Below are 23,298 nucleotides of genomic sequence, written 5' to 3' on the forward strand. Positions count from 1 at the left end.
TACGGCACTTCGCTGAGGATCAGTGTTCCCTCGCTACGGTGTCCATCCGGGGGCATCGTGTACGGTTTGCTTCGCTGCACCTCCTCTCGATGTATGCGGCTTCGCCGCACGGCGCTACGCGCCTAACCCCCGGATGAACACCTTCGCTCGGCCTGCCGATGGGGCAAAAAATCAAAAGCCGAAGCAAGATCAAAAGCAAGATCAAAAGCCCCTCACCCTAGCCCTCTCCCGGAGGGAGAGGGGACTGACCGGGGTGCTTGGGCGAACTACGCCGACGTGCGATACCGAGTCGAACTCAGATTCTGAAAGCCTCACAAATCGGCTCCCTCTCCTCGGGGAGAGGGCTGGGCGGGCGGCGTTCCGATGAGGGGCGAATCCAACCCAAAACCAAAGCCAACCGCACCGCTCTCCCACCACTCAACACAATGAGCGTTAGCTCGAGTGCAGCTCTTGATATCGAAGGCCCGTCGGAAGGCTGAGTGGAGGGATTCATCCGGGGAGGACATCGAAAGGAGGTGCAGCGAAGCAAACCGGAATCGATGCCCCGGATGGATCCCGGAGCGAAGGAACCCGAGCCACAGCGAGGGCCGAACGTCAGGGCACAGACCTTTTGGTTACTTTTGGGGCGTTTGCCAAAAGTGACCCGCCGTAAGGGCGGAACCCTACTCAGCCATCACCCCAAAAACGGATCTGCACCCCAAGGCCTCAAAACGCCAAACTAGCCTGCACAAAGAACGTACGAGGCGCCCCCACATACATCCCCGAATTGTTATCACTGGAACGCGTGAAATACTGCTTGTCAAAGACGTTCTTCACCCCGGCGCCCAGCTTCAGATTCGACACCTGCGGCCCGAAGTCATAACCACCGCGCACGTTCCACGTCACATAACCCGGAATATCACCGTACTGCCCATCCGCCGTGCCGTCAGTGATGTAGTTACCGTTAAAACTACCATCGGCGTTCACACCAGTACCCGGCGAACGCTGTTTCGACTGGGCAAAACCGTCAAGATTGTAGGTCCAGCGGTTGACGTCATAGCGCAAACCAACGGTCGCCACCTGACGCGAATAGAACGGCAGGTCACGGCCCTTGAAGCCTGGAATCTCGCCTTCATAGGTCGCACGGGTATACGTAAAACCGGCATTCGCGGTCAGACCATCAAGGCGCGGGTTCAATGCAGCCATGTCGTAGTGCACCGAGGCTTCAATGCCCTGATGCTTGGTCGCACCGAGGTTGGTCCAGCCCACGTCGTTGCTGATGTATTGCAGTTCGTCGTCGAAGTCGATGTAGAACAGCGTCACTTCCCCGCCCCACACGTCATCGTTGTAACGCGTGCCGATCTCGTAGGTCTTGGCTTTTTCCGGTTGCAGACCGTTGGCGGTGCTATCGCCCGAGCCGCCCTGCCCCAGCTGGAAATATTGCAGGCTGCCGAACGAGGTTTCGTAGTTGGCAAACAGCTTCCACGCGTCTGACAGGTGATACATCACGCTCAACGCTGGCAGCGGTTCATTGCTTTCGATGCTGCGGTTTTTCTCTGGCACCGGTCTGCCGGCGGTATCAAGCACCGCGCGATCGTGCCAATCCGTGCTGATGTGTTCGAAGCGAATGCCCGGCGTGATCGTCCAGTTGCCAACGTCGATTTTGTTGTCGACGTAAACCGAGTTGGCCTCGGTGCCGCCGGTACGATCCTGGAACACGTGGCCGTCGGAAGTCGGCGTGACGACAGGCTGGTTATTGACCAGCGCCAGTCGGCTCGACTGTTCGTGCATCGCCTCTTTCAGATAGCGATAACCGACGCTGACTTCCTGGGTGGTCGGGCCGACGTCGAACACGCGCGACACACGCGGCTCGATGCCCAAGGTGTAATAAGAGCGCGGATACGAACTGAGGGTCTTCTGGTCGCGTGCGGCGATGGTGCTGCCACGGAAACTGTCGGTGTAGTAGGTCAGCACTTCAGCCTGAGTGCGCTCGTCGATCTGGCGAATCCACTTGAACGATACGTCCTTGCGACGGCCCGTAAAGCTGTCGTAGTCGCGCACCGACTCATACGGATTGTCGTCGTACTGCTTCTGCGTAAGGCCGCCCGGCATGTCGGCGCTGGCGTCGTAGTAATGGAAATTGAGACTGAAATCATCCTGATCGGTCGGCGCCCAGTGCGTCTTGAGGAGCACGTCGTCAATGTCGTTGCCGTTGTTGCGCTCGCGGTAGCCGTGGCCGTTGACGCCCGAGTACAACAGCGCCACGCCCATGCCGTTGTCGGCGGTGCCGCCGAGGAACGCCGTGTCGATGTGCTTCCATCCACCATACTGAGTGGTTTCCAGCGTGGTGCCGATCTCGCCAGTGGTTTTTTCCGGGATTGCGCGAGTGACGAAGTTGATCACGCCACCGACGTTTTGCGGCCCATAACGCACGGAACCGGCACCACGCACCACGTCGATGCTGTCGAGGTTGCCCGACGAGATCGGCGCCATCGACAGTTGTGGTTGACCGTACGGCGCAAACGCCGCTGGCACGCCATCGATGAGCACGGTGGAGCGTGGCGACAGACGCGACGTCAGACCGCGCACGCCAACGTTCAGGGCAATGTCGCTGCCGCCGGTGCCGTTGGAGTCTTGCACCTGTACGCCGGGCACGCGTTTGAGCACGTCGCTGACGTTCATTGCGCCCTGCTCGACCATCGCTTCGCGGCGAATCACCGTCCGCGCGCCGGGGTGGTTTTGCACCACGGCCGCATTCGCGTCGCCGAGCCAGTCGCCGACCACTTTGATATCGGTCACGCCCAGTTCCAGCGGGCCGTTGGTGGCGGCAGAAGTCGCGGCGGGCGACAGCGTCACCGAGCCTTCGTTGATCTGATAATCCAGACCGCTGCCTTGCAGCAATTGGCGCAGCGCCTGTTCTGGCGAGAGATCACCGTCGACCGCCGGGGCTTGTTTGCCGGCGACCAGATCCGGACTGAAAAACACTTGCAGCGAAGTTTGCTGGCCCAGTTCACTCAAGGCCTGACCCAGCGGCTGCGCGCGAATATGAATAGCTTCAGCAGCGAACGCCAAAGGCACGGCAGCGTTGACCGCCAGCGCGAGGGCCAGCGGCAACCAAGGAGATTTTTTGTTGTTGGCAGTGATGGTTTTCACGTCGAACGTAGTCCTGTGGATCGCAAGAGTGTGCGGCTGTTAATGCAAACCAGTTGCAGTTGAACAGGAAGACGATGAACTCGAAAAAAACCTGAATGTTATTTTGAAATTATTTCCTGGCTGCCATCCGCGAGAGTGCGAATGTCCACCGGCAGAATGTTCGGCAAGGCCTTGAGCAAGGCGTCGGTGTTGTCGGATTTGAACACACTGGTGAGGCGCAGATTGGCCACGCCGGGGTTGCCGACGGTCAGCGGTTGCTCGCGATAACGCGACACTTCAGCGGCCACTTCACTGAGGCGGGCGTTGTTGAACACCAGTTTGCCACTGCGCCACGCCGTCAGCTCCGCCGGGTTGACCGCGTAGGCTGCCGCGACTTTGCCTTGCGCATCGACGTGGGTGCCGAGGCCGGCGGTCAGGTTGATAAATTCGTTGTCCGGCGCATCGTGTCCCTGGACCTTCACCGTGCCCTGCTCCACCGCCACCCGTGTCTGCGTCACGTCGCGGCGCACATCGAAGCGCGTGCCGGTGACCGTGACCTTGCCGCTGCCGGCCTCGACTACAAACGGTCGCGAGGCGTCGTGCTCGACGCTGAACATCGCCTCGCCTTCACTCAATTCGATGAGCCGGCGATCCGTTTCATAACGCACCTGCAAGCGACTGCGGCTGTTGAGGTCGATCACCGAGCCGTCCGGCAATGCCACATGCTTGCGCTCACCGAGCGCGGTGGAGAATTCTGCGCTGTAACCGCCCGGGTGATTAAGGCCGCTGAACAGTCCCAGTCCAAGCGCCACCGCCAGCACACTGGCGGCCACCGCATAACGCAGCAGCGGACGCCGCTCACGACGCGCCGGTTGGTTTTCAGCGAGGGCTTTGAGGCGTGGCGCCGGCAGCAGGTCAGCCGCCGTCCACAGCCCTTGCAGCAGCTGGAATTCATCACGGTGTTGCGGATGTTGATTCAGCCAGGCGTCAAAGCGCTGCTGCTCGTCGGCACTGACGGCCGGCTCCTGCAAACGCACAAACCAGCGAGCCGCGTCATCGCGCACCGTCGTTTGCCCGCACGCGCAATCACGAGTATCCATCATGGAATGTCCTGTTTGGCCGGGGATTCAATTACACACAGCCCCGTGCAGGAGCTGCCGAAGGCTGCGATCTTTTCGTCACAACGCAGATTCACGACTGCAGCCCGTCCAGTCGATCACGCAGATGCCGCAGGGTGCGGATCATATACTTTTCGACCATGTTCTTGGACAGCCCCAGGCGTTCTGCGATTTCCGCCTGGGTCAGGCCTTCGATCTTCTGCCAGACAAAAATCTTCCGGCAATTGACTGGCAGCTCCGCGAGCGCCCGTTCGATGGAGTCGGCCAACTGGATCGCATGCATGTAATGCTCCGGGTCGCCGGATGACGACGCACTGTGATCGATCGCCTCCGACTCCATGGCGCCGCGCCGATCCTCCCGCCGATAGCCATCGACCGCGATATTGCGCGCGGTCTGGTGCAAATACGCCCGGGGTTGCTGCACCTGCGCCGAATCGGATTCGAGCACCCGCACAAAGGTGTCGTGCGCCAGATCCTCGGCCTGCGCGCGATTGCGCAGGCGACGAGTCCAGGTGCCGATCAACTCTTCGTAATGCTCGAAAAAGCCGGGTCTGCGGGGACGCATGGGGGTATGGGTGTTGTGCTGAGGTAAGGAGCGCGAATAGTAATGGTTACTATTAATACCGGCAAATCATTCCGATCATAAGCAAATCCCCCTGTAGGAGCTGCGGCACGCTGCGATCTTTTGATCCTGGTTTTCCAAGATCAAAAGGTCACAGCCTGGCGCAGCTCCTACACGGGAGTATCGGGATCAGCCTTTTTCGTCGATGCCGGCTTGCAGGGTTTGGGTATCGAGATGCCCGCTCAAGGTGACCGGGCCGACTTTCAGATCACCGTTCTCAAACGACACCTTCGGCGCGTTTTCCTCGGTTTTTTGTGGCAGATCCAGGCCAGCCTTGATGCCGTAATCGCGATTGTTCAGGTCGGTGCTGCTGACCTTCGAACCACCCAGATCAACCTTGCCGTCACTCGCCGAAATGCGCGCGCCGGTCAGTTGTGTCGCGCCGCCTACATTCAGGTTTACACCTTGACTGGCGCTGATGCCGGACGCCTGCGCGACGCTGTTCTTGTGCGCGTATTCGCCCTGCGCTTTCAGCGTCGGTTTGTAGTCGGTGCCGGCGAGTTTCTCCTTGTCGTTCGGTGGGTTCTTCTTGGCGGTCAGGCCCAGATCCACGTCAACCTTGGCGCTTGTCTTCGAGTCTTGGCGGCTGTCGACTGTCAGATTACCGGCGACATTCCCGCTGACAGTCTTCGCATCGATTCGCGCGCCAGCCAACTCTGCATCACCTGCGCTGTTCAACACCACACTGTCAGCCTTGATCTGGCTGTTCTGCTGCGTGGTGCCCTGCAGGTAATCCACGCCCACCTTGGCGCCGGCATTGAAACCATGGTCGCTGCTGGCCTTCTCATCGGCGGCTGTCGGTTTCTTGCTGCTCAGATTACCGCCGGCATTCAGTGCGACGTTCCAGTTGTTACGGCTTTCAGTGGACTGTGCCGACTCCTGAACATAGCCGCCCTTCTGTGCATCGACGTTGACGTTTGGTGCACTGACTTGCGTGCCTTGCAGATGAACAGCGTCACCGCTCAGGTTGATCCCGCTCTGGCTAGTGATTTGGCCACCGGTCAGTGTTTGTGAGTGCTCATTGACCCGGCCAATGTTGAAGTTGCCACTGAGATTGCCGCCCTGATCGCGGCTCTTCTCGCTGCTGGATTTGCTACCGCCGCCCTTCAAGCCGCCGCCGAGATTGCTGCCGGTGGCAGTGTGAGTGTCTGTCGCTGCTTGCAGATCGAGTTTGCCGTCAGCATGCAGATCGATAGCGCCAGCGCTGTCGATCGTCGTGCCTTGCTGGACCTGATTGCCGCCGCTGCTCAGTTGTACCGGGCCGTTGCCGGTGATGCTTGCGACATGGGCCTGAGTGTCAGAGGTCTGCTTGCCGGTGTGGTCGAGCTGGAACCCGGCGCCGAGATCAACGTTGGTGCCATCGCTGCCCGGCAAGGTGCCAACTGTCAGCGAAACATTGCCGCGCAGACTGGCATCACTGCTGTTCTGGCGATCGTTGGCCTGATTGAGCGCAAGATCGCCGTCGGTCTTGATGCTCACGCCGCCCTGCCCGCCGTCGAAACGGCTGCCTTCGAACTGCGCGTCGCCACCGACCTTGATGTTCACACCTTGGCTGCCGGCATAAGCGCCGACCACCGCCGTGGAACTGTCCTTGCTCGACTGGCTGCTGCCACCCGCGCCGCTACCGGCGACATTCACGTCTTCGCCGGTTTTGGTGTAGACCCGCACGTCGACTTTGGCATCCACCGAACTGTCGGTACTGGCGTGGGTATTGCTCGCGGCATCGGCAACCAGTTTGTCGGCGCTGATGTTCACTTTACCGGCGCTGGCGTTGTACTGCGTGCCTTGGTCGTGCAGCGTTCCGGCGACGTTCACGTCGACAGTGCCGCCGTCAAAACGACTGACCACAGCGTTGCTGGCTTGCTCGGTTTTCTCGGCGCTGCCGTGACCGACCGCGACGTCGATACCGACGCTCGGCTGACCGAGATTGGCCAGTGCATCCTTGTCCGGCACCTTGGCGTTCAGCACATCTTTAACCGCACCAGCGATAGGCCGGGCGATGTCTTTGTACTCGACGTTGGCACCGATGTCCGCCGACCAGTTGCTCTGGTTATGGGTGCTGCTTTCGGTGTTGCTGGCCGCGCGGTTATCGACTTCGTTGGCCACGATGTTCAGACCGTTGCCAGCCTTCACTTGCGCGCCTTCGGTGGCGAGCTTGTCGGCGTTGATCGTCAGGCCGCCGCTGCTCTGCACGCTGGTGGTTTGCGCAGTGGTTTTGCTGCTGCTGTCCTGCGAGGTGCTGTGGGCGAAATCGATGCCACTGCCGGCGCGATCGAGGCCGCCGGTGTAATAGAAACCGCCGCCGGTGCTGGACTGGTCGGTGGAGGTTTTGTGACTGTCCTGCTCGGCCAGCAACGACACGTTTTTACCGCTCAACGTCGTGTCGCCCGCGGTGGATTTAACGTCCGCGCCCTTGAGGATCACGTCGCCACCCGCCTTCACTTGCACGCTACCGCCGCTGAGGCTGGAACCTTGCTGGGTCACGTCGTTACGGGTCACGGTTTGTTGCTTGTCTTCGTAATGAATCCCTGCGCGATATTGCTCTGGCGTCTGCTCTTTGGCGTAGGCATCGAAGCCACGGGTTTCAGTCGTGGTGCTGCTGTCGTGGCTGTTCTGCGCGGAATGCACGTTCACATCCCCCGCCGCATCCGCCGTCAACGCGCCGCCCGCCTTGACGGTCGAGCCGGCCACTTCGATGTCCTTGGCGCTTTTGAGCTTGAGGTTGCTGTCGGACACCAGTTCGCTGCGCACCGTGGTGCTGTCCTTGGCGTTCTGGCGCGACTCGTCCTTGCTGATGCCGAAGAACTTGCTGTCCTTGTCATGATTGTTGCTGTGCGAGGTGTCTTGCACGCCGTCGACGATCAGCGAACCCTTGTCGCTGATCACGCTTGCGTCGGTGCCGCCACGGACCTGGCTGCCGCTGATGCGTACGTCGTCAGCCTTGACGATCAGTTTGCCCGCCGCATTGACCTTGCTGCCCTGATGCTGGGTCTGGCCCTTGTCGGCATCACCGGTTTTGCCAAAGAAACCACCGCCCACCAGATCGCCGGAATAGCGATTGTCGTTGCTGCGATCGGTGCGTGTGGCCGTGGTGATTTCCACCTGTTTGCCGGCCAGTTGCAGGTCGCCCGCACTGTTCAACTCGGCACCTTCGGAACGCAACAGCGCTGCGGTTTGCAGGGCGATATTGCCAGCCTTCAACTGGCTGGTGACACTGCGCTGCTCTTCGCTGCTGGTGTTCCAGTTGGCTTTCCACAAGTGTTTGCGGTGATTGCCCTGATCGGTCTGGGTGTGGCTTTCGGTGGCGGCGGTCAGACGCAGGTCACCGCCACTTTGCACGCTGAGATTCTTCGCCGCTTCGACTTTTGCAGCCTGCAACTGAGTGTCTTTGCCGGACGACAATGTCGCGTCGCGGCTGGCGATAATCTGGCTGCCGTGCTGACGCGACTCGCTGTCGGTTTGGGTACGGTCGTAGGTTTCCCACGTGATGCCGATGGTGCTGTTACTCCAGTTTTCGCGCTTTTCCTGGAGCTTGCGGCTTTCGACTGTACTCAGGGTCAGATTGCGCTTGGCATCGACGCTAACGTCACGACCACTGACATCGGTGGCGGCCAAGGTCAGGTCCTTGCCGCTGTGCAGACCGGCATCGCCCTGGCTGCTGCGGATACCCGCGCGCGTCACGTCGAGACTGTTCGCCACTGCATCGCCGCTGACGCTGAGGTCGCCGGCAGAACGAATCTGCACGCCATCGCGCCCGGCCACTTGTACCGCGCCAACTCGCACGCCAGCGCCTTCAGCGGTGCTGACGATGTTGATGCGTCCGGCTTGCATCGCCCCGAACAGGCTGGCGTCGATGCGTTGATCGGCGGTGTTGCCTGCCGGGTCCACAGTCTTCACCTGGCCGCTGGCGTAATCGACCTGATTGCGGCCAACGGTGAGGTTGAGTTGGTCGCGGGCATTGAGCGCGCCCTGGCTGTCGATACGCGGGGCAATCAGGTTGATCGAGCCCTCGCCGTTACGCAGGCCGCCGTTCTGAATCTGCAACTGGCCGCTGGCGTCACGGGTGCTCAGGGCTTGCAGTTTGCCGTCGTTCAACTCCGGACGACCGACCACCAGATTGGCGTTCGGCGTGTTGATGAAACTGCCGCCATTCACCGAAATGCCGTTGGGGTTGGCCAGCACGTAATCGGCGGCGCGACCGAAGATTTCCTGTGCGCCGTTGATGGCCGACGGGTTGCGGCTGATCACTTCGTTGAGGATCACGCTCGCCGCTTGCCCCTGCAGTTGCGGGTTGGCCGCCAGTTGGCCGGCGAGTTGCGATTGCCCGGCCTGCAAGGCGTTGTTCAGCACCAAGCCCTGGCGGTCGACGTTGTAGTCGAGGAACTGGTTGTGCGACAGGCCCGAACCGTTGGGCGCGACGATATTGACGATCGGCACACCGCCCTGAGTCTGCAATTGCGCGGTGCCGCCCGGTCCGGGAGCGACGACTACACCACCGGCCAAAGCGCTCGGCAGGTGCACGGCGAAGAACAGACTGGCGATCGCCCAACGCAATTTGCCCCGTGGGGAAAGATGAAATGCAAAGGTAGGTGCTGGCATAAGAACGTCTCCATGTAAGTACGGCATCACGTCGCGCGTTTTGGTGTTGGCCGTGGCTGTCGCGCTCAGATCCGACGGCTGTTTGTTCACTGCATTGTTCGTATCAGTCATATCTGCACCCCGACCCGCATCAGCCAGGTTTCGGGCTCGTGTTGCAGTCCGTTTGGGGTGTTGAGGGCGCGTTGGTAATCGACGTCCACTTGCAGGTTCTTCCAGCCCAGATTCAGGCCGACACTGGCGCCGCTCAGGCGTTGACCCTGAGCGCCGTGATCGGCCTTGATCCAGCCGTGGTCGAGGCCGACACGCGGGGTCATCTGCACCGGCCATTCGCTGCGCAGCGGCAGGCGCAAGGTGTTGCGCCAGATCGCACCGCTGGCACCGGAGGCACTGCTGACGCGATAACCGCGCACCGCCGAATCGTCGGTACCCAGCAGTTGCTCGATGGCTGGCAGCGGATCAGGGCTGTACTGCAAATTGAGTTGGCTCTGCCATTGCCAGACTTGCGCGCCGAACTGGCCATTGCGCCATTGACTGAGGCCGGCGCGGTACTTGCGAAACTGTGCCTTCGGCAGGTTGTTGATCGCCTGTCGGGAATCGTCATCGGCACCGAACCAGCGCAGGCCTTGCGCGTAGTTGACGTCGAGATTCCAAACCGCGCGGTCGATCCAGAACAGATTGAGCCCGGCTTCGGCCACGGTCAGGGTCGGGCTCTGGATGCCCAGACGGACGTGTTGCAGATAACTGTCGACGTCCTTGTGCGCCAGTTGCAGATTGGCGCTGAGCTGGCGGCTCTGGTCGCGCCACAACACGCGGTCGGCGCGCAGGCTGACCTGGTCAGTGATGCCGGTGCTGTGAAAAGTCGTGCTCGGCAATTTGAACGGCGCGCGGTATTCGGCGTGGCTGGCGAACACGCTGTAGGTCCAGTAGCCGTAGGGGATCGCGTAATAAAGGCTGGCGTTGCGGCTATAGCGGTCGCCCTGATTCAACGTGTCACTGGCGCTGAGGCTCAACAGGTCGTTGAGTTCCAGCGGGCTGTCGAGGCTCAGACTGAGGGTATCGCGGTCGCGCCCGGTGCTGGCGCTGCCGAGGTTGTCGATCCCTGCATTCAAGGCCCAGCGCGAGTGCCCGGTGGTGCGCGAACGCAGGATGATCCGTGAGGCGCCGGGCTGACTGCCGGGGGCGATGTCGGCGGTGAGGTCAACCGAGCGCAAGCGGTTCAACTGATCCAGCCCCTGCTCCAGATCGCGCAGGTTCAACGGCCCACCGAGCATGCCCGGGAACGCACCACCGAGGGAAACCGGCAGGCTTTGATCGGCCAGTTCGATGGACTCGATGTAGCCTTCGTCAATCCGGATGTCCAGCGACTGCCCCGCCGCCGGTGCACTCACCAGGTAGGGACGGCTGGCGATGTAGCCCTTCTCGACGTAAATCGCGGTGATGGTCGCCAGCAGATGATTGATCTGGCCGACGCCCATGCATGGCGCAAGCAGAGGCTTGATGCGGGCATTGAGTTTGTCGCTGTCGATCAGCGTGACGCCGCCGATGCGCGTGCCGCTCAACGGCCAGCAGCGCTCATCGGGAGTAACGGTTTGGGGAATCGCTGGAGTGACCGGCGCCGGGCCGAACGCGCCGCGCTCCAACTGACGTTTTCTTTGCTCAAGTTGCAGCTGTTGCAAATCGCGCTGTTGCTGTTGCTGCTGGCGCAGCACTTCCTGGCCCGGTGCGACAGGTTCGGCCGCTTCAAGCGAGGACGCAACCACGCTCAACACAACGACCGACCACAGCGGCCAACCCGTGACATAACCAGGAAAAACAGCGCGAATCGAATACGGCACGCAACATCCTTGCGATCATTGAATGGCGTAATGCCACATCATCAATGATCGTGATAGTCGGAGCCCTCCTACACAAATGCAAGACGCTTCCTACAGCGCTTACATTTCTTAAACAATTGCTTTTGTTGCTCTTATTGTCAGCAGCAACGCCACGGCACTGCAGGCTATCAGGGTTTCCCCGAGGGCCTGAGACCACCCGGCGAGCATCATGCCCGCGCCGATCAGCAGGTAATAAATCAGTCCCAACAAAGCTCCGGCAGTGCCGAGACGATCCGAGTAATTGACCAGAGCCATGCCAAGAATATTGGGGATTGCCATGCCGAATGCCAGCACGATCAGCAACATCGGCAGCACAAACGCGCCACTGTCCTGCAGCCACCAGACGCCAAGGCCACCGAGCAAACCGGTAACGGCGGCGAGCCGGATCAACTGCATCGCGGCACACCCTGCCTGCAACAAACGCCTGTTGGCCCATGCGCCAAAACCTGAGCCCAGCGCGAGGATCACGCCGCTGTAGCCGAACCATGTTGCGTCCAGATTCAGACGCTGAAAAATGAACGGGCCAAGGCTGTAATAACTGAACAGCGCCACATTGAACGCAGCAATCCATAACGCCGAGCGCCAGATGCCCAAGTCGCGCAGCATGCGAGCGAGGGTTTCCCACACACAAACGTGGGGCGTTTGCTGAGGGCGGGTTTCCGGCAAAGCGTAGCAACTCCAGAACCACAGCGTCGCAGCGATTAAAACCAGCGCAATCAGCACGCCGCGATAGCCGAATGCTTCGACCAGACTGGCACCGCTGAACAAACCGATCGCGGGACTGGCCGCCAACGCGATGCCCACCAGGGAAAACACCTGCGCCAGTTCTGCGCCTTTGAAACGGTCACGCAGCAAAGTTTGCGTGACCACTGAGCCCACCGCCGCGCCGAATGCCGCCAAACCCTGCGCCAGCAGCAGACCGTTGAAACTGCTGACCCGCAGCGCGATAACCGTGGCGACCGCGTAGATCGCCAACCCCACAAGCATGACCGGACGCCGGCCGATGCGATCACACAATCGCCCCCACACCACCACGCCCACGGCAAAGGCGAGAAAGTAAACCGACAAAGTCTGCGCTGCCGCCTCAGGACTGACTTCAAACACCCGACCGATATCCCCCAGCGCCGGGCTGTACAGGGTCTGCGCAATCTGCGGAAACATCAGCAACGCTATCGCCAGCGGTAACAGATTTCTGTTGTTCATTATTTATGACTCCTCGAGTAAATCGCCGGGGAGTTTAAGAACTGCTGACTGGCGTATTATCCGAATCCTGCCAATTTATCGCGCAAATCGGACAACCCATGGCCTGGATCGACGCCCACACACTCTTTGATGCAAACCATTACTCGGCGCCGGTGATCGGCATCGCAGCAATACTGGGTGATCACGATTCCGGACAACATCAGCACCTGCACGGACAACTGCTGTACACCCGCCAGGGCTGCACGCGCATCACCCTCGCGCAACAATTGTGTCTGCTGCCACCGTCGCGCGCGGCGTGGATTCCGGCGGGGGTGAGCCATCGCGCGGTGATGCAGCAAAGCGTCGATTACCGCTCTATTTACCTGATCCCGGAACTGTGCCGCGAGCTGCCGCAACAGGTCTGCGTTATCGAAGTCAGCCCTCTGCTGCGCGCCGTGCTGGAGCCCATGGCCACGGCGGATTTCGACACTGATTGGCAACAGGGCAAATTCGCCCATCTACTTGGCTTGTGCCTGAGCGAAATTGTTGAAGCGGCACAACAACCGATGTTGTTGCCGTTGCCACGGGACAAGCGTTTGCTGCCACTGCTCGCAACACCGGAACAATTGCCGCCGGAACTGCAGGTGCTGGAACGCCAGATCGGCGCCAGCAGCCGCACCATCGGCCGAATCTTCCAGCGCGAGACCGGCATGAGTTATCAGCAGTGGCGCCAGCAATGGCGGTTGATACGCGCCATGGAGTTGCTCGCCACCGGACGCAGCCTCAGTTATTGCAGCTTCGAACTGGGCTTCGCCAGTGACAGCGCATTCATCGCGTTCTTCAAAGCCATGACCGGCAGCACACCCGGCCAGTGGCTCAAATAAACATTTGACGACCGGCGCACGCCTCCACGCAAATTGTGATGTGGCCTCAGGCCTGAGGCGTTTTGCGAAAGCCTACCGCCAAGCGGTTCCAGCTGTTGATGGTGCTGATCGCGACGCTCAGGTCGACCATTTCCTTGGGCGAAAACTGTGCGGCAACGACGTCGTAGTCTTCGTCCGGCGCGTGGGTCAGGCTCAGTTGGGTCAGCGATTCGGTCCACAGCAGCGCGGCGCGCTCGCGGTCACTGAAGAATGGCGCTTCACGCCATGCGGTCACCGCGAACAGGCGCCGTGGAGTTTCGCCACCCTTGATTGCATCGGCGGTGTGCATGTCGATACAAAAAGCGCAGCCGTTGATTTGCGAGGCGCGCAGCTTGACCAGTTCGATCAGGGTTTTTTCCAGCGGCAGCTTTGAGACGGCGGTTTCCAGGGCGATCATCGCTTTCAGGGCGTCCGGGGAAGCAGTGTAGAAATCGATACGAGGTTGCATGGTAGTTTTCCGGGGCAAGTGAATGTGTGGCTACGTTAGTCCCGGTGCAGCGCTCGGCAAATAGCCAATATTCCTGAAGAACAGTAGGCCACTCCATCGACCGCTCGTCACTCGGACGGCACAAAGCGTTGGGGGCCTCAGACCAATATCAGGTAAATCCCCTTTTTGGAGACGTACCATGATGACGCGCAAACTTACCTCGTTACTGCTCGCTGGCCTGCTGGCCACGGCATCGGCTGCCAGCTTCGCTGCCAACGACGGCGCCGATGCAACGGGCACCAAATCGGGATCCACCAGCGGCTCGACCATGCCACCGGACAACACGCCGGGCGCGCCATCTGGCGGTAACGGCGCCGACGGCACCGGCACCAACGGCGGCGCCAGCGGATCGGGCTCTGGTGCTGGTGGTGGCACCGGTTCGGCGGGTGGTGGTACCGGCGGTGCGGGCGGTGGCACAGGTGGCTGAACGAACAAGAGCCATCCGTGGTAAAAATCTTTCCACGTGCTCTCTAGACATTCACACAATCTGTGCTCGCTGAAAAAACCTGTGGGAGCTGGCTTGCCAGCGATGGCGTCACTACAGTCAGCCTCTTCTCAAGCTGACAGACCGCTATCGCTGGCAAGCCAGCTCCCACAGGTTTTTGTGGTGGTCTTTGTGTCAGCGGTCGTAGCGCATCAGCTCACCGATGCCGTCATCCGTAGACAGCACCGCCGCCCGATTGCGCCCGGCATTTTTGGCCTGATACAACGCCGCATCCGCGCGCTGGATAAACACTTCAATGCTGTCATTGCCGCTGGGGACAAACGAGTAGCAGCCCAAACTGACCGTCAGATAACCGGTGGGCGAACCACTGTGGGTGATGCGCTTGTCGATCACGCTGCGGCGAATCTGCCCGGCAATCGCCAATGCGCCATTGATGTCCGTATCGGGCAATAAAACCGCGAACTCCTCCCCCCCGTAACGCACGACCAGATCGGACTTGCGCTGGCAGCAGTTCTTCAGCACCTGGGCCACCTGCGTCAGGCAATGATCCCCCGCCACATGCCCATAAGCGTCGTTGTAACGCTTGAAGAAATCGATATCGAGCATGATCAGGCTGACCGGACTGACCTGCCGCGCACCACGGGCAAACTCGATCTCCAGCGATCGCTCGAACAGGCGCCGATTGGCCAGCCCGGTGAGGCTGTCGTGAGTGGCGATCTGCTCCAGCGCCCGTTGCGCCTTGCGCAGGTTTTTCTCGATCCGCTCGCCGTCGCGCACCTGATGGATAAACACCCAGCCGAACAAACCGATACCCAGCATCACCAACGCCACAATCACGCTGGACTGAAACGCGCGTTCATACCAACCCTTGAGAATCGTGTCTCGCGAAGTCGCGGCCGACACCACCAGCGGATACGCCGACAGTTGCCGGTAGCCGTACAAACGGGTGACACCATCGACGACCGATTTGAACATCGCCGTTCCGGCAGAGGCATTGGGCAACAGCGACTGATAAATTTCGCCTTTGGCCAGTGAAGTGCCAATCAGGGATTCATCGTACGGCCGGCGGGCGAGCAAAGTGCCGTCAGTCAGGCCGATAAACATGATCCCGTTTTCATCGAGGCTGAAGCTTTTAAAGAACTGCTCGAAATACGACATTTTGATCCCGGCCAGCAACACACCCTGAAAGTTGCCGGCACGATCGTTGACGCGTTTGGAGATCGGGATGATCCATTCGCCGTTCTCGCGGCTGCGAATCGCCGGGCCGATATGCGCTACCGCCGAGACGTTCTGCTGATGAAACTTGAAGTATTCGCGGTCAGCCACGCTGTTGCCATGGGGCAGATCAGGGAATGAGGTAACGACCCAGTGCCCTTGGTCGTCGAACAGAAACATGCCGTGCAACTGCTCCAGCTGCTGCACCCGTCGGGAGAACGTTTTCTGCAAGCGCGGTCTTAGCGGCGTACCGTAACCGTCGTCCTGAACCCAGTCGACCAGACTGGTCAGCACCAGGTCCGCCGCCAGAAACGTATCCTCTGCCTGCTGCGCCATCGCCCGGGTCAGGTTGCTCGAGGCCATTTGCGCAACCGCCAGATCCTGGCGCCGCGACTGCTCAAGTTGCAGGTACAGCAAACCAAACAGGCACAAACTCACAGCAACGATAAACAGCACCGCCGCTTTGCGCAGCGGCAGACGCTTTAGCGTGCCGGGAGCCTGATGAGGATCGTGAATGGGGATTGGCAAAAGCATGTCCTGGGCAGGTACGACAGGGGCGCGAGCCCGAAACCCTTATGAATTGTGAGCTTAGTCCACCGGGGTGCAAGGGGCAAACGCCCCGCTCCCGCCCAGTTGTATCGGCGCAATGCACGATTGGATGACTGCCGTGGGTCGAATTATTTTTGCTCAGGCGAATGAGCCGAGGGATACCGGGGGCTTTGCCAGCCCCCCGGTCTTACGAACGAGGTTTGTTGATTTCCCGGAGCAAGTCCGCGACGGGAATGTGCATGGTGTTTGAATAATAGGGTTTATAGCCGTAGGCGGTGACGACGACTTTGCAGGGGATTTGTTGTTTGTTGGAAAGAAGTTGGTTCATTTCTGCTACTGACAAGTCTCTCTCAGAGCTACGGTTGTCAGAGTTTTCAGTGATAAACGCAGGGGTGAGATACGAGAATTTTGTCTCGTCAGCTTGATTTTTTTCAGACCTGATCAAGCCGATTGCAGAAAATCGTATGGCTTTACCAACCGAAAAGTCGTGGTCATCTGCCAAAGCACACCTAAGCGTGCCTGAGATCATTCCCTGCCTTTCTCCTCGGCCAAAAAGGTCCAGAACGTCAACATCCGACTGATACCTGATGACGTATAAAAGAGATCGTTCTCTTTCTACAGATACAAAAATCAAATTTGCTGGAGGCTGTAAATGGTCTTTTGCACACCCGGAGCAAATAGCTATAACCACACAAAGGAACAACTTATACATCACGAAAACTCCTTCATGACTGAGTCAAACAGCAAGTCACTTGCCGATTTGGCCCCGGCTATATGGGCGGTAAACAGCCCCAATGCATTTGCGTGATTAGCGTCTACGTCTGCAGGCGCCCATTTTGGCGCCTGCATTTCATGAGCAAATGGCGATCACATCACCGCGCCGGAGGCACCCGAATATCCCCCGCCCGGCACTGTGTTTTCACACCCTTGCCGCACGCGCCAAACTGCAGATCCTTGCCCATGCACACGCGCACTTCCGACAACTCCGGGCCACTGCAAATCACCGCGATGCCATCAGCGGGAATCCCCGGATTGGCCTTGCGAAACAAGTCGGAAATTTCCTGCGCCTCGAAGTAATACGACGTACTGAACGGTTGCAACTCCTGGGGAATTTTCACCGTGCCAACCGCTTTATCCGCCGCATCCAGATACCCCACTGCACCGAGGCCGCTGCAAGTGCCGTGCTTGGACCATTCGTGATCGAGGAGTTTTTTGGTCGGGAACAACGTCATGCCTTTGTTGCTTTCCGCGGCCGACAATGTGGTCAGCGGCGGACAGGATTGCGGCCAGCCGCCCTTGGCGTATTGCGGCCACAAGCCGTGCAGGACAAAGCCATAACCCTTGCCGGAACACTGCACGTCGTCCTTGTGTGTCAAACAGAAGGTCGGCGACCAGGACAGCGTCAGCAGGTAATAATCGAACACCCCCGCCACCGACTCCGCTTGCGCCTTGCTCGACTGCGATTGGCGCGCCGAACTCAGGCCGATGCTACCGGCCGTCAGCGCAATCACTGCCAAAATTGTAAACAGCTTTTTCATGTACCCGCTCCTTGGGACGCCTGCGTCCGTGGTTTCTAACCTGACCAGACTGGTCAACGCAGATTTGGACACGCTTGTGTTGCAAGCGCATGACGCACGGCAACGTTGTACCCCGTTGAAAGGTCTACGATTAATAAGCAGACACCACAAACAGGGAACCGAAATGAGTAAAGCAGACGAACTCGCCGCGAAGCTCAAGCAAACCCGGCATAGCCACGCGGACGACATCACCTGCGCCGAACTGGAGATCGATTGCTGGCCCGCGCAGGTGTATGCCCTGTACCACCGCATCGAAACCTGGCTGCAACCGGTGACCGAAGTCGGCCTGAAAATTCGGCGCAATCCTACGCATATCTGCGAAACCTCTCCGGACGGCGAATCCCACGATTACGCTATCGATCAGTTGGTGATCGAAGCGAATAACCAAACCCTGACCTTTGATCCCATCGCCCGATTTACCGAAGACGGCGCCGGACGCGTGCAAATCACCCTGCCGGACAGAAACACCTATCTGCTGCGCACCGTCGATGAACATCACGAAAGCCATTGGTGGATGCAGACCGTTGAAACCGGGCAACAGCTGGATGCCATCGCGCTGACGGAGAACAACCTGTTGTCGGTGGTGCAGGAAGGACTCGGCCTGTAGGAAGGATTACTGCCTGCGCGCCGAGCAGAAATCGACGATCACCTGCGAAACAGCGGCGATCATCTGCGGATCGGCGTGCGAGGCTGTAAACGAACGAAATTGCACATCCGGCAACAGCGGCAACCCCAGTTCGGGCCCCAACGCGGCGAGCCCCGGACCGAGCTGACTGGCGGCCATCGGCGAGACGGCAAACCCGGACAACGCCGCCGCGCGCAAAGCGGCGGTGCTGGTGCACAGCATCGCGGTGCGCTGGGCAATGCCGGCCTGCGCCAGTCGGGTCAATGCGGCTTCGCGATACGGGCACGGCTCGGGGAATAGCGCCAGCGGCAACGGTGACGGCAGATGCACAAGCGGTTGCGCCGACCACGCCCACACCAACGGTTCCTGCCAAAGCAAAAGTCCGGGGGCCCCGGTCTCGCAGAGCGATCCAATCACCAGTTCCAACTCGCCCTGTTTCATCAGGCCGAGCAACGTGCCGGGAATATTGACCTGCACGTCGATCTCCATCCCCGGATGCTGCGCCGCGCAATCCTGCAAAGCTCGCAATAGACGCGCCTCAACAAAATCCTCCGACACGCCGATCCGCACGCGCCCCGCGAACGGTGTGCGCGTCAGCTGCGCCCAGGCATCGCGGTTCAACGCCAGAATCGTCCGCGCATAGGCGATCAGTCGTTCGCCATCGGGCGTCAGTTGCTGGGAGCGTGTGGTGCGTTTGAGCAAGGGTTTGCCGATCTGCTCCTCTAGCCGGCGCAGATGACCACTGACCGCCGACTGAGTCAGATGCAATTTTTCGGCGGCGCGGCTGAAACCGTCTTCATCGACGACGGTGACAAAAGTCCTGAGCAGAAGAGCGTCAAACATAGTGAGATACGTGATCAATGACTTGAGTATTTACGATTTATAGTTTGAAGCTCGCTATGTTGCAATGCCTCGCACTCTCTCATCGCATGCCGAGGCTCTACCGTGACCACCCTTCTTCACATCGAATGTTCACCGCGCAAACAACGCTCCGCCTCACTGGAAGTCGCCCGCAACTTCATCGAGCGCCATCAGCAACACAACCCGCACACCCAAGTCGAAACGCTGGATCTGTGGGGCCTGCAACTTCCGGAGTTCGATGAAGAGGCAATGAACGCCAAATACGCCGGCCTCAGCGGCAAGCCACGGACACCGGCTCAGCAATCGGCCTGGGAAGAACTTGAAAAACTCGCCGCACACCTGCACCGCGCTGACATGCTTGTGATGTCGGTGCCGCTGTGGAATTACAGCATCCCCTACAAACTCAAGCACTACATCGACCTGGTGTCGCAGAAAGACATCCTCTTCAGCTTCGATCCCGAGCGTGGCCCGCAAGGTTTGCTGCGAGGCAAAACCGCCGTGGTCGCCTATGCGCGCGGCCTGGATTTCTCCGCGCAATCCACCACGCCCGCCGAGCGTTTCGACTTTCAGAAACCGTACATTGAAGCGTGGCTCGAATTTATCGGTATCACTGATGTACACGCGCTGATCGTCGAGAAGACGATTCTCGGTGAAGAAATGGATCGCGATTCGCGGCTTGTCGCCTCGCAACAGGCTCGAGATCTGGCCGACCGACTCACTCGCTGCACGTCATCGGGATGACACCCGGGAACGGCATTCACTACACTGAGCCACCCTTCCCTGCATAAGCCCGATCACAATGACAACACTAAAAAGCACGATGATCTTCTGCGGCCTACTGACACTCGGCACCAGCGTCCAAGCCGAGGAAGCCACTTCGCACCTCGACACCATCCAGCAACAAGGCCAACTGCGCGTCTGCACCACCGGCGACTACAAGCCCTACACCTTCAAACGCACCGACGGCGATTTCGAGGGCATAGACATCAGCATGGCGCGCTCGCTGGCCGACAGCCTCGGGGTCAAGGTCGAATGGGTGCAGACCACCTGGAAAACCCTGATGCCAGACATGCAGGCCGGCAAGTGCGACATTGGCATGGGCGGCATTTCGGTGACGCTGGAGCGGCAGAAAAAGGCCTCCTTCAGCAACACCCTCGATGTCGACGGCAAGATCCCGCTGGTGCGCTGCGCCGATCAATCCAGGTACCAGACTGTCGAGCAGATCAACCAGCCCAACGTGCGCCTGGTTGAACCGGCCGGCGGCACCAACGAAGCCTTCGTCCACGCCTTCCTGCCAAAAGCGCAACTGGCCCTGCACGACAATGTGACGATCTTCCAGCAACTGCTCGACAACAAGGCCGACGTGATGATCACCGACGCCTCGGAAGCGCTGTATCAGCAGAAGTTGAAACCGGGGTTGTGCGCGGTCAATCCGCAGCAGTTCATGCAGTACGGGGAAAAGGCCTACCTGCTGCCGCGTGATGACAACAGCTGGAAGCTGTACGTCGATCAGTGGTTGCATTTGAGCAAAGTGACCGGCAAATACCAGAAGGTCATTGGCGAGTGGCTGGCGGTTCCGCAGTAAGCATGCAGGATTGGCACTAACTGTGGAGAGAGTGGATTAATCACCTCTCCATCTGCCCAAAAATTCAAACTTTCAGTACCCGAGGTGCCCCATGCATGTCGACTGGCTCAACTTCACTCCGTGGTCATCCCTTGCCGGTGGCGCACTGATTGGCCTGGCGGCCAGCCTGTTGGTCGTCGGCAATGGTCGAATCGCCGGAATAAGCGGCCTGATTGGCAGTCTGCTGCAACGCAGCCGTGAAGGAGCAAGTGAGAAAGCACTGTTTCTCCTAGGCCTGCTCGTCGCGCCAGTGCTTTGGGGATTGTTCACCACGTTGCCGCGCATCGAATTCCAAAGTGGCTGGATGGGGCTGATCGTCGCCGGGCTGTTGGTCGGCATTGGCACACGATACGGTTCAGGTTGCACGAGTGGTCATGGGGTTTGCGGCATATCGCGCCTTTCACCGCGTTCAATGGCTGCCACTGCTTGTTTCATGTTCAGTGGGTTCATGACGGTGTTTGTCCTGCGCCATCTGCTGGGAGCATGAACATGATCAAGCTGAACGCTTTCATTGCCGGCCTGCTCTTCGGCCTGGGTCTACTTCTGGCGGGCATGGCCAACCCGGAAAAAGTACTGGCATTTCTGGATTTGGCCGGTGCTTGGGATCCCTCTCTGGCATTGGTCATGGTGGGGGCAATTGCCGTCGCCATCGGCCCCTTGACCTGGGCCCGTCGGCAATCCCGATCCCTGCTGGGAAACCCCATGCAGTTACCCGTCAAACGTGAACTCGACCGACGATTGATTGGCGGCAGTCTGCTGTTCGGCGTTGGCTGGGGAGTTGCCGGTATCTGCCCCGGACCGGCAGTGACCATCCTGCTGACAGGCCATTGGCAAGTGATCGTGTTCGTCCTGGCGATGTTGGCGGGCATGTTGCTGTTTAGCGTACTGGAAGCCCGACGCAACGCCTGACTCTCGATCAATCGCACAGCCAGTTGTCGTGCAACATGCCGAAGCTGTACTGATTGAGACTGCTGCCGATACTGCACCGCATGCGGCGACATGCAACTTCCCTGATCGACAGCGCCGGTTCAGAATCGCTCACCCGCCAGACAAGGACATCCCCATGCAATTCCTCCCCCTCACCGACGCCAGCGCCGCCATCCAGGCCCACGTCCGCACCCTGCGCAACCAGGAAGACGTGCGCAAATTCATGTACACCTCCCATGAAATCACCGAACAGGAACATGCCAACTGGCTGGCCTCTTTGCAGGGCAATCCACGGCAGCAAGTGTTTGTGGTGATCAAGGATGAGCAGGCGGTCGGGGTTGTTTCGCTGAATGCGATTAACCAACTTCACAAAACCGCTGATTGGGCTTTCTATCTGGACATCGGGTTGCAGGGCAAGGGCTTGGGCAGCGTGATCGAGTTCTGGATGCTCGATTACGCATTTGATGTGGCGGGGTTGGAGAAGCTGAATTGCGAAGTGCTGGCGATGAACTCGGCGGTGGTGAAGATGCATCAGAAGTTTGGGTTTGAGATTGAAGGTGTGAGGCGGCAGAACGTGGCGAAGGATGGGGTTCGGATTGACGTCGTTCTGTTGGGGATTACCAAGGAAGAATGGCTCAGCAAACGTCCGGCACTGGCCCCCGTAATCGAGCGGCTCAGTGCGAGCTGAGAGAGGTCATCTCTTCAGCCACGCACCCGTGGGGATCTGCGCCAGCGATTTGAAAGCAGGTTTGGCGAACCAGTAACCCTGCATCAGATAAATGCCGCAATCGGCGAGAAAGTCTCTTTCCTGGGCATCTTCTATGCCCTCGGCGATCACCTCCACGCCCAACTCTCTGCACATGTTCACGACGTTACGCACGATGGTCTGGCGTACCCGGTCAAGGTGAATATCGCGGACCAGCGCCATATCCAGCTTGATCAAATCCGGCTGAAAATCTGCCAGCAGGTTAAGACCGGAATAGCCTGCGCCAAAATCATCGATCGCTGTCTTGAAACCAAACTCGCGGTACTCACGCAAGATATTCGTCAAGTGACTGTTCTTTTCAACGTACTCGCCCTCAACCGCTTCGAAGATCAAGCGATCCAGCGGAAACCCGTGAGCGCGTGCTGCTTCAAGTGTGCTGCGAATGCACAGTTCCGGACGGTAAACGGCATTCGGCAAAAAGTTGATCGACAGGTACTCGGTCATCCCTAACTGAGCCGCCGTGGAAATCGCCCGAACTCGACACAGTTGATCGAATCGATAACGGTTTTGATCGTCCACCTGATCCAGGACTGACAAGGCGCCCTCACCATTCACGCCGCGAACCAAGGCTTCATGGGCAAAAGTCGTTTGATCGCGCAGATCCACTATGGGCTGGAACGCGAAGGCGAAATTCATATCCGGCGCGCCTTTGTTTTTACAGCCCTGGCAGCCTCCGGGCGAGGCGGATGATTTTGAAAAGTCGGTCATGACACCCTCTGATAACGGGTTGTAACCCTCCATGGTGATAAATAAACAGCTGCTCGGGTTATGTGCTGACCAGCCATAACTGCAG

Annotated in this window: 20 protein-coding genes; 8 read left to right on the forward strand and 12 right to left on the reverse strand. The window is 59.4% G+C overall.

What is annotated here, in order from left to right; translation table 11 throughout:
• Nucleotides 1–705: 705 nt before the first annotated feature.
• From H8B20_RS16070 to H8B20_RS16095, 6 genes are all read right to left on the reverse strand, one after another.
• A complete protein-coding gene (locus H8B20_RS16070) occupies nucleotides 706–3,132 on the reverse strand; it encodes a TonB-dependent siderophore receptor (RefSeq protein WP_210623826.1) in 2,427 nt (808 codons plus the stop codon).
• A 98-nt stretch (nucleotides 3,133–3,230) separates the two neighbouring features.
• A complete protein-coding gene (locus H8B20_RS16075; RefSeq protein ID WP_210623827.1) occupies nucleotides 3,231–4,214 on the reverse strand; it encodes a FecR family protein in 984 nt (327 codons plus the stop codon).
• An 88-nt stretch (nucleotides 4,215–4,302) separates the two neighbouring features.
• Complete coding sequence (locus tag H8B20_RS16080; protein WP_150605333.1) at nucleotides 4,303–4,794, reverse strand: sigma-70 family RNA polymerase sigma factor; 492 nt, start codon at nucleotides 4,792–4,794, stop codon at nucleotides 4,303–4,305.
• Nucleotides 4,795–4,980: 186 nt separating this feature from the next.
• Nucleotides 4,981–9,450: a hemagglutinin repeat-containing protein gene (locus H8B20_RS16085; protein ID WP_210623828.1), complete on the reverse strand. Its 4,470-nt coding sequence runs from the start codon at nucleotides 9,448–9,450 to the stop codon at nucleotides 4,981–4,983.
• Nucleotides 9,451–9,557: 107 nt separating this feature from the next.
• Nucleotides 9,558–11,285 (reverse strand): ShlB/FhaC/HecB family hemolysin secretion/activation protein, encoded by a 1,728-nt coding sequence (locus H8B20_RS16090; RefSeq protein WP_210623829.1) that lies wholly within the window; start codon nucleotides 11,283–11,285, stop codon nucleotides 9,558–9,560.
• Nucleotides 11,286–11,393: 108 nt separating this feature from the next.
• Complete coding sequence (locus H8B20_RS16095) at nucleotides 11,394–12,527, reverse strand: multidrug effflux MFS transporter (RefSeq protein WP_210623830.1); 1,134 nt, start codon at nucleotides 12,525–12,527, stop codon at nucleotides 11,394–11,396.
• Nucleotides 12,528–12,625: 98 nt separating this feature from the next.
• Between H8B20_RS16095 and H8B20_RS16100 the strand changes: the two genes are divergently transcribed.
• Entirely contained in the window at nucleotides 12,626–13,390 is a 765-nt protein-coding gene (locus H8B20_RS16100) for an AraC family transcriptional regulator (protein WP_210623831.1), read from the forward strand.
• Nucleotides 13,391–13,436: 46 nt separating this feature from the next.
• On the opposite strand, the gene H8B20_RS16105 is transcribed toward H8B20_RS16100, so the two are convergent.
• Nucleotides 13,437–13,877, reverse strand: a complete 441-nt coding sequence (locus H8B20_RS16105) for a carboxymuconolactone decarboxylase family protein (RefSeq protein ID WP_042560104.1) — start codon at nucleotides 13,875–13,877, stop codon at nucleotides 13,437–13,439.
• Between the two features lie 178 nt (nucleotides 13,878–14,055).
• On the opposite strand from H8B20_RS16105, the gene H8B20_RS16110 reads away from it, so the two are divergent.
• A complete protein-coding gene (locus H8B20_RS16110) occupies nucleotides 14,056–14,343 on the forward strand; it encodes a hypothetical protein (protein WP_042560105.1) in 288 nt (95 codons plus the stop codon).
• A 192-nt stretch (nucleotides 14,344–14,535) separates the two neighbouring features.
• On the opposite strand, the gene H8B20_RS16115 is transcribed toward H8B20_RS16110, so the two are convergent.
• From H8B20_RS16115 to H8B20_RS16125, 3 genes are all read right to left on the reverse strand, one after another.
• Nucleotides 14,536–16,104, reverse strand: a complete 1,569-nt coding sequence (locus H8B20_RS16115; RefSeq protein WP_210623832.1) for a sensor domain-containing diguanylate cyclase — start codon at nucleotides 16,102–16,104, stop codon at nucleotides 14,536–14,538.
• Nucleotides 16,105–16,312: 208 nt separating this feature from the next.
• The gene (locus H8B20_RS16120; protein WP_210623833.1) at nucleotides 16,313–16,837 is read right to left on the reverse strand and encodes a hypothetical protein; all 525 of its coding nucleotides are present in this window, start codon (nucleotides 16,835–16,837) and stop codon (nucleotides 16,313–16,315) included.
• 160 nt (nucleotides 16,838–16,997) lie between these two features.
• Nucleotides 16,998–17,663: a ribonuclease T2 gene (locus tag H8B20_RS16125; protein WP_210623834.1), complete on the reverse strand. Its 666-nt coding sequence runs from the start codon at nucleotides 17,661–17,663 to the stop codon at nucleotides 16,998–17,000.
• A 163-nt stretch (nucleotides 17,664–17,826) separates the two neighbouring features.
• On the opposite strand from H8B20_RS16125, the gene H8B20_RS16130 reads away from it, so the two are divergent.
• Nucleotides 17,827–18,309 carry a hypothetical protein gene (locus H8B20_RS16130; protein ID WP_210623835.1) on the forward strand — a complete coding sequence of 161 codons (483 nt, stop codon included), beginning with the start codon at nucleotides 17,827–17,829 and terminating at the stop codon, nucleotides 18,307–18,309.
• Between the two features lie 6 nt (nucleotides 18,310–18,315).
• Here the strand turns inward: H8B20_RS16130 and H8B20_RS16135 are convergent, their stop codons facing one another.
• On the reverse strand, nucleotides 18,316–19,170 hold the full coding sequence (locus H8B20_RS16135; RefSeq protein ID WP_210623836.1) for a LysR family transcriptional regulator: 855 nt from the start codon (nucleotides 19,168–19,170) through the stop codon (nucleotides 18,316–18,318).
• A gap of 102 nt (nucleotides 19,171–19,272) precedes the next feature.
• On the opposite strand from H8B20_RS16135, the gene H8B20_RS16140 reads away from it, so the two are divergent.
• The 5 genes from H8B20_RS16140 (at nucleotide 19,273) to pseH (ending at nucleotide 22,427) form a co-directional block, all read left to right on the forward strand.
• Nucleotides 19,273–19,929 (forward strand): FMN-dependent NADH-azoreductase, encoded by a 657-nt coding sequence (locus H8B20_RS16140; protein ID WP_210623837.1) that lies wholly within the window; start codon nucleotides 19,273–19,275, stop codon nucleotides 19,927–19,929.
• A gap of 58 nt (nucleotides 19,930–19,987) precedes the next feature.
• A complete protein-coding gene (locus H8B20_RS16145; RefSeq protein WP_210623838.1) occupies nucleotides 19,988–20,773 on the forward strand; it encodes a transporter substrate-binding domain-containing protein in 786 nt (261 codons plus the stop codon).
• Nucleotides 20,774–20,864: 91 nt separating this feature from the next.
• The gene (locus H8B20_RS16150; protein WP_210623839.1) at nucleotides 20,865–21,299 is read left to right on the forward strand and encodes a YeeE/YedE family protein; all 435 of its coding nucleotides are present in this window, start codon (nucleotides 20,865–20,867) and stop codon (nucleotides 21,297–21,299) included.
• A 2-nt stretch (nucleotides 21,300–21,301) separates the two neighbouring features.
• Entirely contained in the window at nucleotides 21,302–21,721 is a 420-nt protein-coding gene (locus H8B20_RS16155) for a DUF6691 family protein (RefSeq protein ID WP_042560113.1), read from the forward strand.
• 154 nt (nucleotides 21,722–21,875) lie between these two features.
• Complete coding sequence (gene pseH, locus H8B20_RS16160) at nucleotides 21,876–22,427, forward strand: UDP-4-amino-4,6-dideoxy-N-acetyl-beta-L-altrosamine N-acetyltransferase (RefSeq protein WP_210623840.1); 552 nt, start codon at nucleotides 21,876–21,878, stop codon at nucleotides 22,425–22,427.
• 6 nt (nucleotides 22,428–22,433) lie between these two features.
• On the opposite strand, the gene rimA is transcribed toward pseH, so the two are convergent.
• On the reverse strand, nucleotides 22,434–23,213 hold the full coding sequence (gene rimA / locus H8B20_RS16165) for a S6 modification regulatory phosphodiesterase RimA (protein WP_210623841.1): 780 nt from the start codon (nucleotides 23,211–23,213) through the stop codon (nucleotides 22,434–22,436).
• Nucleotides 23,214–23,298 lie beyond the last annotated feature (85 nt).

Source organism: Pseudomonas sp. P42 (genome assembly GCF_017973755.1).
GTDB lineage: Bacteria > Pseudomonadota > Gammaproteobacteria > Pseudomonadales > Pseudomonadaceae > Aquipseudomonas > Aquipseudomonas iridis.